Here is a 6307-nt window from a genome sequence, read left to right as displayed (position 1 = left end):
CCTCGTCCCGGACCGGGGGCCGGTCCTTTTCCTCATGCAGCACCTCCCCTTTTTCGTTCTCGAGGAGAATGTTGCAGAGCTCCACGCACTCGTTGCAGATCCAGGCTCCATGACCGGCGATCAGGCGATAGACCTCGCCCTGGGACTTCCCGCAGAACGAGCAGTGGATATTCTTCTGTTCAAATCCGTTATCCTTGTTCCTGTCCAAAGTGAAACGACCTCCAGAAAACGCATTAAGGGGACAGCAGAGTCCATCCCCTTAAAACGCCTTATATTCAGGGTTTAGAGCCGGCAGGGGTTACCGCGTATCGATGATGCGGTCGATCAGACCGTACTGCAGGGCCTCCTCCGCCGTCATGAAGTTGTCCCGTTCCGTGTCCCGTGCGACGTCCTCAATGTCCCGGCCCGTCTGGGCGGCCAGGATGCGGTTCAGGCGTTCCCGCGTCTTCAGGATATTGCGCGCATGGATCTCGATATCGGTGGCCTGTCCGCGGGTCCCGCCGGAGGGCTGATGGATCATGATCTCCGCGTTCGGCAGCGCCAGGCGCTTCCCCTTGGCCCCGCTGGAGAGAAGCACCGCCGCCATGCTCGCCGCCAGCCCCACGCAGATCGTCGAGACCGGGCTCTTGATGTACCGCATCGTATCGTAAATGGCCAGACCGGCGGTCACGGATCCCCCGGGGCTGTTGATGTAGAGATGGATGTCCTTCTCGGGGTCCTCGCTCTCCAGAAAAAGCAGCTGCGCGATGATGGAGTTCGCGACCCCGTCCTCCACCTCCGTCCCCAGAAAGACGATGCGATCCTTGAGGAGCCGGCTGTAGATGTCGTAGCTCCGCTCTCCCCGCCCCGTCTGTTCGATGACGTAAGGAATGTAGTAGGACATGAGGACCTCTATCGCTCTCCGTCCGCCGAGGGCGTTTCCGCCTGGGGAACCGACAGCTCGTCCACGTCCCGGACCTTGACGAGGGTCATGAGGAGATCCGTAATCTTGGAGTAGCGAAGATCGTCCACGACTCCGGCCAAGAATTTCCGGTCCTTGTGCAGCAGGCCCAGCAGCCTGTTGCGCTCGATGCCGTAGACCGCCGCACGGCGGTCCACCTCCGCCTCGAGGTCGTCCTTGGAGACCTCCACTTCGTATTTTCTGCCAATGGCGTCCAGAACAAGCATATTCCGGACCATCTCGACGGCCCGGGAACGGATGATCCCCTCGTAGCGGGCTTCGTCCTCCCCTTCCTTCAGGTTGAGGAGCTCCTTCATCCCCATGTTGAAACGCCGCCTCGCCTCCTCGTCGTCCTTTTTCTTCAGAAGCTCGATCTGGCGCTCCACCAGGCTTTCGGGGACATCCACCGTAGACCGCTTCGAGACCTCGTCCACGGCGCGACCAGCGGCATGGGCCTCGTTCTCACGCTTCATCCGGGCAAGGAGGTCGTCTCCGATCTTCCGGCGGAAGGACTCCTCCGTCGCGATCTCCGTATCCTCTCCGAACAGGCTCTTGAAGAACGCGGCGTCGAGATTCGGAAGGATACGGGTATTGACGGTCTCGAGGGTCATCGTATAATGCACGCGCTTGCCCGCCACCGTGCTGTCCCGGTAATCAGGCTCGACGTCGAACTCCGTCTCCACGGTGTCGCCGGCGCTCCTGCCGATCAGCGCAGAACGGACCTCACTACGGACGACTTCGTCGGAGAGGTCGATCTCGCTCTTCTGGGGCTCGCTCTCCCCCGAGGACGCATCGTCCAGGATGCGGGTGACGAAGTTCACGACGACGACATCCTCCTTTTCGGCCGGGCGTTCGACCGGCTCCAGGCGGGAATGCCGTTTGCGGATATCGAGGATCAGTGCGTCCACCATGTCGTCCGTCACCTGGGAGTTCAGGCGTTCGACCTCTATCTCCTCCAGGACGGGCAACTCCGTCTCCGGCATGACCTCCAAGGTGAGCTCACAGGTCACGGGTTCCCCCTCATGGATGTCGTCGATATGGATGGACGGGTCGGAGATCGTCTCAAGGTCGTAGTCCTCGACGACCTGCTGCAGGGCTGCGGGGAGGATCTTCTCCAGAGCTTCATTGTAGAGGGCCTGGCGTCCGACGCGCATCTCTATCACCCTGCGCGGTGCGTGCCCCTTACGGAACCCGGGGATGTTCGTGCTCCGGGAGATCTCGCCCAGCGCCTCGGCAAGCCCCTTGGAAAATTCGGCTGCCTCGAACTCGACCTTGACCCTGACGATATTCTTTTCCTGCCCCAGCAACTCCGTCTTCATCTCTCAAACTCCTTTCGAGCTTTCAAACGCGCGTATTATACCATTTAACCCATTTGAACGGGTATTTGAAATGGCCAAGCGGCACGCTTTCGACCGGTCTCGAATCCGTCTTTTGAGGGGCCGCGCTTCCAGGAGCTCTGTGCTAGAATGGGGGCGCCGCAATTTCAAAGAAGTTCACGATCGTTCAGGTTCCGTGAAGTTTCGATTCACGGACCTCTGGAATTTTCAATCGGAGCCTTCAAGGAGGAGACAGATCATGCCTATGCAGATAGGATTGGACGAATTGCTTTCCATGCTGCTGGCCCGCGTGGACGGGCTCGCCATGGATTCGGAAAACCAGAAGAGCCGCTTCAACATCATGTTTCGGATCCTCTACAGGAAAGGCATCTTTTCCGAGGCGGACGTCCTCGATGCGGTTCGTGAGGAGCACCGTATCCTAAAGGAGCTCGGGATGCTGGAGAAGATGCCCGAGGAGGAGGCCATCCGGTCCGCGGCCGATGCCCTGATGCTCTGGATCAAGGGGGATACGGCGGCCATCCGCAAGTCCCTGGAGGAATACGACAAACGCCTTCAGGAGGCCATGAGCAAACAGCAGAAGCCGAAGATCGACGTCGCCTCCGCGGCGGTCCTGAATCAGCTGGACCGCATGGGAGGGGGCCCTCAGGGCGGGAAAAAGCTCATCCTCTAAAATTTCGTCCTCCCCTGGACACCCGCCGCGTCAATGTCCCATCCTCTTCTCACGGTGATACGGTTATGGAACCGGACGGCAGGCCACGGACTATTCGTGGCCTTGCTCGATGTCTTTTTCCTTTCCCTCGCCGTCTATCTCGGATACGCCATACGCCTCAGCCTCTTCATCCCGGAGCTGTACCTCTCCGACTGCCTCCGCGCCGCCCTGGCGTTCTCGGCGTCCGGCGCGGCCGTGTTCGGCCTGGGAGGGCAGTACAGGATCCTGTGGACTCAGGCGGGGTTCGAGGACTATCTCCGCTTCGCAAAACTCTACGTCCTGGCGGCCCTCCTCTTCTTCTCCGCGAATTTCGTCTGGCACTTCGTCCTGCTTCCCAGGACCACGCTCGCAATTCTGCTCTTCTCGGGATTTATCTTCTGCAGCGGGCTCCGGGCCTCCTGGCGACTGGTTCACGAGCCGTCCCCCGCCCAGTCCTCCCGGCAGAGGACCCTCATCGTGGGGGCCGGCGAGGCCGGCATCCTGCTGGCGCGGGACCTGCTCCGAAATTCCGGGGACCTCCTTCCGGTGGCCTTCGTGGACGACGATCCCCAGAAGATCGGCAAAAGGATCGCCGGGCTCGACGTCGTCGGAGACACGGAGCGCCTGACGGAGATCATAGGAGAACAGGACATCGGGGTCGTCCTGATAGCCATCCCCTCCGCGCTCGGAAGGAAGATTCGTTCCCTCTACGACCGCCTGGCCCCACTGGGGGTCGAGGTCCGCATCCTTCCCAGCCTGCGGGAGCTGGCGGGGGGATACATCTCCGTCAATCGGCTCCGCAGCGTCAAGCTGGAGGACCTTCTGGGGAGAGACCCCGTGACGATCGACCTGCAGGCGATCTCCGGCTATCTCCGGGGCCGCAGCGTCCTCGTGACGGGGGCTGGCGGTTCCATCGGCAGCGAAATCGTGCGGCAGGTCATTCGAAACGAGCCCGGGGAGCTCCTCCTCCTGGGACACGGCGAGCAGTCGATCTACCTTTTGATGGAGGCGCTGCAGCGGGAGGGGCTTGGCGTTCCGCTGCACCCGATCATCGCGGATGTGGCCGACGAGACGGCGGTCGAGGACCTGTTCCGGCGCTGGAGGCCTCAGGTGGTCTTTCACGCCGCGGCGCACAAGCACGTCCCGCTCATGGAGTCCTGTCCGCGGGAGGCGCTGCGGGTCAACGCGCTGGGGACCCGCATCGTCGCGCGGGCCGCGGGCCGCGGGGGCGTGGAGCGCATGGTCCTGATCTCCACGGATAAGGCGGTCAACCCATCGAGCGTCATGGGGGCCACGAAACGACTGGCGGAGAAAATCCTGGAGCAGGAGCAGCGGAACTACCCCTCCACCGCCTTCATGGCCGTAAGGTTCGGGAACGTCCTGGGCAGCCGGGGGAGCGTCATCCCGAAGTTCGAGCTTCAGATCGCATCAGGGGGACCCGTCACCGTCACGGCCCCGCGGATGAAGCGCTATTTCATGCTGATTCCGGAGGCCGTGAGCCTGGTCATACAGGCCGGGGCCATGGGCAAGGGAGGGGAGCTCTTCGTCCTGGACATGGGGGAGCCCGTCGTCATCACCGAGATGGCCGAGCTTCTGATCCGCCTTCATGGATACGAGCCCTATCGGGATATCCCGATCGTCTTCACCGGAATAAGGCCCGGCGAAAAACTCGAGGAAGAGCTTTTTTACGAGCCATCCTCCGTGCATCCCACGTCGCACCCCAAGGTGTTTACGGCTCATCTGAGGGCCTCACAGAACTCCGAGGCGGAGCTGAACGATCGGCTGGAGCGCAGCATGGCCCACCCGGAGCTTGCGCTTTCCCTTCTGTGCGGGATGGTGCCGGAGTATGCTCCGCGATCAGGCGTCGTTTCGCCTCACGGGTCATCCTCTTGATCCGGCACTCGCGGCTCATCGCCTCCTCGCGGCTCGGGCACTCCTCGCAATAGGCCAGGACCACGGGACGCCGGGAACGCGTATACCGGGCCCCGGTTCCCGCATTGTGTCTGCTCAGGCGTTTTTCCGGATCGGTCGTCCATCCCGTGTAGAGCGATCCGTCGCGACAGCGGACGATGTAGACGTAGAAGGGCAAAGGATTCCGCCTCAGATCTTCCTGGTCATAACCGGAGCGCCGTTCGCAGAAAATACCCACTCCAGGCCGCCGTGGTCCATAAGATGGGTCAGGAGGATGTTCAGCCCGATGAGGATCAGCAGCACGCCGCCGATCAGCTCCACGCGCCTGCCGAAGCGGCATCCGACAAAGCGCCCGATGCAGACGCCCAGGACGCAGGTCAGGGCCGTAAAAACCCCTGCCAGCAGGGCCAGATCGAGGACGGGCTTTTTCACGAGGGCAAAGCCCGCCCCCACGACGAAGGCGTCGATCGACGTGGCCAGGGCCAGGGAGAACAGGGCCCTCGGAGAGGCTGTCGCGTCCCCCTCGCAAGGATGATTCGAGGGCCCCAGAGCGCTGCGGATCATGCCCCCTCCCACGAAGGCCAGGAGCCCGAAGGCCAGCCAGTGGTCGAGCGCGGCCATCAGCCCCGCGGACCACTCCCCCGCCGCCCATCCGCCCAGGGGCATGAGGAACTGAAACAGGCCGCAGGCCCCTCCCATCCGAAGGGACGCCCTTCCGAACCGCCCCGGAATGCAGGCCCCCATGCAGACGGAGACGGCAAATGCGTCCATGGCCAGGGAAAATCCCGATACGGCCGACTCCCAATCCAATCCATCCTCGCCGCCTTCCTGAAAAAACAAAAAAGAACGGAGCGTCGGAGGAAAGATCGTGTCCGACGCCCCGGATTCGGCCTCGAGTGAAAACCCAGCCCTCATTCCATCAGGATTTTACTTCCGCCGATGAGATACTCCATCCCCGACCAGACCGTCAGCGCCATGGCGATCCACATCAGGACCATGCCGCCCGGTATCTTCAGGATCAGCATCGTGAGGGCGGCGATCTGAAAGACCGTCTTGATCTTCCCCCCCCGGGACGCCGCAATGACGACGCCCTCCGCCGCGGCGACGAGACGCAGTCCCGTGACGACGAACTCCCGGGTGATGATGACCAGCACGATCCAGGCGGGGATACGGTGCAGCTCCACCAGCGCGATCATGGCCGCTATGACCAGCACCTTGTCGGCAAGGGGATCGATGAACTTCCCCAGGGTCGTCACCAGACGGTGCCTGCGCGCAATGTAGCCGTCGAAGGAATCCGTCAGGGCCGCAACCACGAAAACGGCGCCGGCGAGGATATCCCCCCAGGCCGGAGGGTCCTCCATCAAAAAGCCCGGAAGCGGAACCGTTCCACCGATGCGCACCGATAGAAACAACAACACGATGGGAGCCAGA

At 62.3% G+C, this 6307-nt stretch carries 7 protein-coding genes and 1 pseudogene; 2 read left to right on the top strand and 6 right to left on the bottom strand.

The features are described 5' to 3' along the window. The 3 genes from Q0176_RS03970 to tig all read right to left on the bottom strand — a co-directional run. Positions 1-208: ClpX C4-type zinc finger protein (locus tag Q0176_RS03970; protein ID WP_299299454.1), on the bottom strand; the 208-nt coding region annotated here is incomplete at its 3' end. 90 nt (positions 209-298) lie between these two features. After that, a complete protein-coding gene (gene clpP, locus Q0176_RS03965; protein ID WP_299299452.1) occupies positions 299-883 on the bottom strand; it encodes an ATP-dependent Clp endopeptidase proteolytic subunit ClpP in 585 nt (194 codons plus the stop codon). A gap of 8 nt (positions 884-891) precedes the next feature. Beyond that, positions 892-2259 (bottom strand): trigger factor, encoded by a 1368-nt coding sequence (gene tig / locus Q0176_RS03960; protein WP_299299450.1) that lies wholly within the window; start codon positions 2257-2259, stop codon positions 892-894. 256 nt (positions 2260-2515) lie between these two features. Between tig and Q0176_RS03955 the strand changes: the two genes are divergently transcribed. Together Q0176_RS03955 and Q0176_RS03950 are read left to right on the top strand one after the other, a co-directional pair. Beyond that, a complete protein-coding gene (locus tag Q0176_RS03955) occupies positions 2516-2947 on the top strand; it encodes a hypothetical protein (protein ID WP_299299448.1) in 432 nt (143 codons plus the stop codon). Positions 2948-3049: 102 nt separating this feature from the next. After that, complete coding sequence (locus Q0176_RS03950) at positions 3050-4858, top strand: nucleoside-diphosphate sugar epimerase/dehydratase (protein WP_299299446.1); 1809 nt, start codon at positions 3050-3052, stop codon at positions 4856-4858. Positions 4859-4898: 40 nt separating this feature from the next. Here Q0176_RS03950 and Q0176_RS03945 read toward each other — a convergent pair. The 3 genes and pseudogenes from Q0176_RS03945 to pgsA all read right to left on the bottom strand — a co-directional run. Next, a pseudogene (locus Q0176_RS03945) lies at positions 4899-5114 on the bottom strand (GIY-YIG nuclease family protein); the annotation flags it as partial. Then, complete coding sequence (locus tag Q0176_RS03940; RefSeq protein ID WP_299299444.1) at positions 5066-5686, bottom strand: manganese efflux pump MntP family protein; 621 nt, start codon at positions 5684-5686, stop codon at positions 5066-5068. The pseudogene Q0176_RS03945 and the gene Q0176_RS03940, both read right to left, overlap by 49 nt. A gap of 101 nt (positions 5687-5787) precedes the next feature. Next, the gene (pgsA, locus tag Q0176_RS03935; RefSeq protein WP_299299442.1) at positions 5788-6306 is read right to left on the bottom strand and encodes a CDP-diacylglycerol--glycerol-3-phosphate 3-phosphatidyltransferase; all 519 of its coding nucleotides are present in this window, start codon (positions 6304-6306) and stop codon (positions 5788-5790) included. Position 6307 lies beyond the last annotated feature (1 nt).

The organism is uncultured Fretibacterium sp. (assembly GCF_938040765.1).
Classification (GTDB): Bacteria; Synergistota; Synergistia; order Synergistales; family Aminobacteriaceae; genus CAJPSE01.
Note: the sequence above shows the minus strand (reverse complement) of the source record. Positions and strands in the feature narration are given on the sequence as shown.

What these genes read in the sequence shown, in the direction of transcription:
- clpP (WP_299299452.1), bottom strand. Translation starts at nt 883, where the DNA reads ATGTCCTACTACATTCCTTACGTCATCGAACAGACGGGGCGGGGAGAG.
- tig (WP_299299450.1), bottom strand. Translation starts at nt 2,259, where the DNA reads ATGAAGACGGAGTTGCTGGGGCAGGAAAAGAATATCGTCAGGGTCAAG.
- Q0176_RS03955 (WP_299299448.1), top strand. Translation starts at nt 2,516, where the DNA reads ATGCCTATGCAGATAGGATTGGACGAATTGCTTTCCATGCTGCTGGCC.